The sequence below is a fragment of the Kitasatospora sp. NPDC093102 genome (assembly GCF_040683915.1).
In the GTDB taxonomy this organism is placed as follows: domain Bacteria; phylum Actinomycetota; class Actinomycetes; order Streptomycetales; family Streptomycetaceae; genus Kitasatospora.
Genome location: NZ_JBFBFA010000127.1, coordinates 1 through 3,162, shown reverse-complemented (window position 1 = coordinate 3,162; position 3,162 = coordinate 1). Strand labels below are relative to the sequence as shown.

1 protein-coding gene is annotated in these 3,162 nt (G+C 67.6%); it reads right to left on the bottom strand.

Annotated features, from left to right (window positions below; genetic code table 11):
• Nucleotides 1-180: 180 nt before the first annotated feature.
• A complete protein-coding gene (locus tag AB0O11_RS39235; RefSeq protein WP_363397387.1) occupies nucleotides 181-2,946 on the bottom strand; it encodes a hypothetical protein in 2,766 nt (921 codons plus the stop codon).
• Nucleotides 2,947-3,162: the final 216 nt, after the last annotated feature.

Here is a 3,162-nt window from a genome sequence, read left to right as displayed (position 1 = left end):
GCCGGTCGATCACAGGATGAGGCACCCGTGCGGCAACCGCCCGGGCTTTGGTGGGGAGCAGATTTCCTGATCACCAACGGCCCGTCGTCCGCCACTGGTTCAGTCGCGCCAGGGCAGGCACTCGGCACCCGCCGAACGGGGCGGTGGGGCACGGTGGTTCAGTGGTGATCAGTCTGCCGCTCACCTGAAGACGCCGAGGTTGAGGACCGGCAGGGTGACGGGTTCGACGTCCACGTCCATGTCCTCCGGGCCGGGCGGCCGGGGCGCCACCGCCTCGGCCGGAGGCTCGAAGAGCTGCCAGTGGTCGGCCTTCGGGTCGTACGCAGCGGCGTCGGGCACCTTGACCCCGAGTTCGGTGGTGAAGCTCGCTTTGAAGGCGGTGGCATACACCTTGAGGGGCATCCGGTGCTCCTTGACGAGGCGGACATGGAAGTCCCTGGCCGCCACCATTCGCCGGGGGGAACGGGTCGCACCGGGCGTGGCAGGTCCGTCGGTGAAGACCTCGGCCGCGTAGCACTGGTTCAGGACGATGTTCAGCGCGGTGCCGTGCCGCTCCCACATCTCCAGCAAGGAGGGCTGTGCGACGACCAGATCGGCGAGGTGGGCACCCGTGGTGACGGCCACCAGATTGTGCTTCAACTTCGGTTGCACGATGCCTGGGAGGCCGTGGACGTCGATGTAGAGGGTCGGCCCGGTCCACGGCAGGGGGTGCCAGCCGAGCTCCCCTTCGCCGGGCTTCATGGACCGAACCGCGTACACCGCTCCGGGTCCGTCGTCCAGTCGGCTCAAGCTGTCCGAGGCGAACTGGTACTTCAATGAGACGAGTTGGATGAAGTGTGAGTGCTCGGTGCCGCCGCGGATGGAGCGGATCAGGAACTGTCCGGCGTCGGCCGAGCCGATCACGGTCCGGGTGGGCTCGGGCTCGGGAGGTGCTCCGGGCAGGTCGTTCCGGAGCCGGCGCTCCAGCTCCACCAGGCCGGGAGCACCGTGGCGATCGAAGAGGTCCAGGACCTTCAGGGCCGCGGTGCCCTCGGCGGTGGTCGCGTCGAGGAACGCGGTCTCATCGGTGAGCCAGTCCGGCGAGACCCCGAGCTGCAGCAGCTGGTCCTGGAGTTCTTCGAGGATGAAGTCCAAGGTGTCCTCGGCTCCCTCCATGCCTTCTCGTCGCACCGCCCGTCCGATGCGGGCGATCTCCGCAGGGGTGCGTTTCAGCTGTTCGGCCAGTGCCTCGTTCCACCCGTCGTCGTAGTGCCCGAGACGGGCGAAGGTCTCCATGGAGGCGGTGCTCAGGTCATACCTGTCCAGGCCGAACCTTTCGAGTGTCCGGTTGCTGATCACCGCGAGCGGAACGCCCTCGTCGACCCGCGATTTGAGGCCGTCCTCTAGTTGCTCGCGGAGTGCAGGCCCGCTCAGGTCGGGCGTGCGCCGCTCGGCCGGCTCTCGGGGGTGCCAGTCCTGGATGATGGTGCGGACGGTGGCGGTCACGTGTTCGGGGGTGAGTGATTCCCAGGTGTGGTCGGTCTGGGGCTCGGCCCTCGGTGGCCAGAGCACCTTCCCTTGCGGGTCGGTCCACAGGTGCATGCCCTGGAACCGGTGGTCGGGAGGCAGGATCATTCGCCATCGTCCCGCTGCCTGGCCGTCCAGTGAGCCGGCGCGGATCATCCCGTCGTGGACGGCGGCGGCGTCCCAGGCCGATTCGGAGTCAGGGACGATCAGCGGGCGTTCGATGTCCTCGGCAAGCTCCTTCAGAACCTGGTCGGCGGGGTGTGTGTTCTCGTCGAGCAGTAGTTGAACCGGTCGGTCCGGTTTGACCCCGCCCAGTCGCAGTGTGTCTCGGAGATCGAGGTCGGTCGCCCATCCAATGCTGTTGAGCTTCTTGAAGGGGACCAGAAGCTCGTCGGTGGTGTGGAAACGGCAGCTGATCGCGAAGATCTCCTTGTGGGAGGGTTCGAGGGATCGCCAGGCGGCTTCCCAGCGTTCACCGCCCGTGAAGCCGAGGCCGGCCGGACCACGGAGGAGGGCCGGCTGTCCGGGAACGGACAACCGGCCGGAACGGTCCGTGAACAACTTTTTGGGAAGGCCGGGCAGTTTGCGCTGATGGAGGCCGTCCAGACCGCCGACCCAGGAGGTGCCGCCGGTGACCTGGAGTTCGCCGGTTGCCGTCCTGGAGATGCGGCTGCCGGGTGGTGCCGTCAGCAGGGTGATCCTGAGGTGTTTCTCCAGTGTCCGGCGGGTGTTGTCCAATAGCTGTTTGACGGCGGGTTCGGTGGGTTCGTGGACCGGCAGCTGGAGTGCGAAGAGGCTGATCGGCTTGGGGTGGAGGAGTTCCCGCCACCGCGCTCGTCCTGATGCGCTGTCCGTCAGGTGCCAGCCGTGTTCGGTGGGGACCAGGATGGTTCCTCTGCCGGCCTTCTGCGCCAGGGCACCGGGAATCTCGATGAGCGGCACGTCGAGTGACGCGATCCCCGGTCGGGCGAACACCCGGCCCAGTGTGCCGAAGGTGTGCTGGTCCGGTTCCAGGGCCCACGTCACCGCACGGTCAGGGGTGTCGGTCGCCTTGAGGAGGTTGGTGGCAGCCTCCCTGGCGGCGGCCTTGCGTTCGGCCGGGTCCGTCATGGAGTCGGGAAGGGCCTCCTTGGCGAGCCGGTAGCCGAGGGCGATCTCGTGGGTGAGGGGGTCCTTCTCGTGCGGTTCGCCCCGCAGAGCGATCTTGTGTTCCTTCATGAGTTCGATCGCGGTCTCGAACGCTTCGGTGCGTGCTTTGATCGGTTCGGCCGCCGCGTTCCTGGCGACGATTTCGAGTTGGGTGTCGTTCGTGATGATGGTGCCGAGGCTCTTCTTGGCGAGGGCGTAGCGGAAGGCGACGTCGCGTGTGAGGGGGTCGCTCGCATGGGGCTGCCCGTTCTCGGTGGTGATGCCGAACTTGGTCATCAGCTCGACGGCCACGGAGAGCGCACCCTCGTCGACGATCGAGACCGCGGGGCCCGGGTCGGTCCTGACAGGCGAGTGCGTCGTTTCCCCAGGGGTGCCGGGGCGTGGACGCTTGTGGCTGGAGGTGAGCGGGGAAGGCTGGGGGGAGGGGTCGGGGGAACCCCACGCACGTTTGGGGTTCGAGGGTGTGGTCGGTGCCGTCTCCTGAGGGCGTCCGGTAGGCGCCGGTTC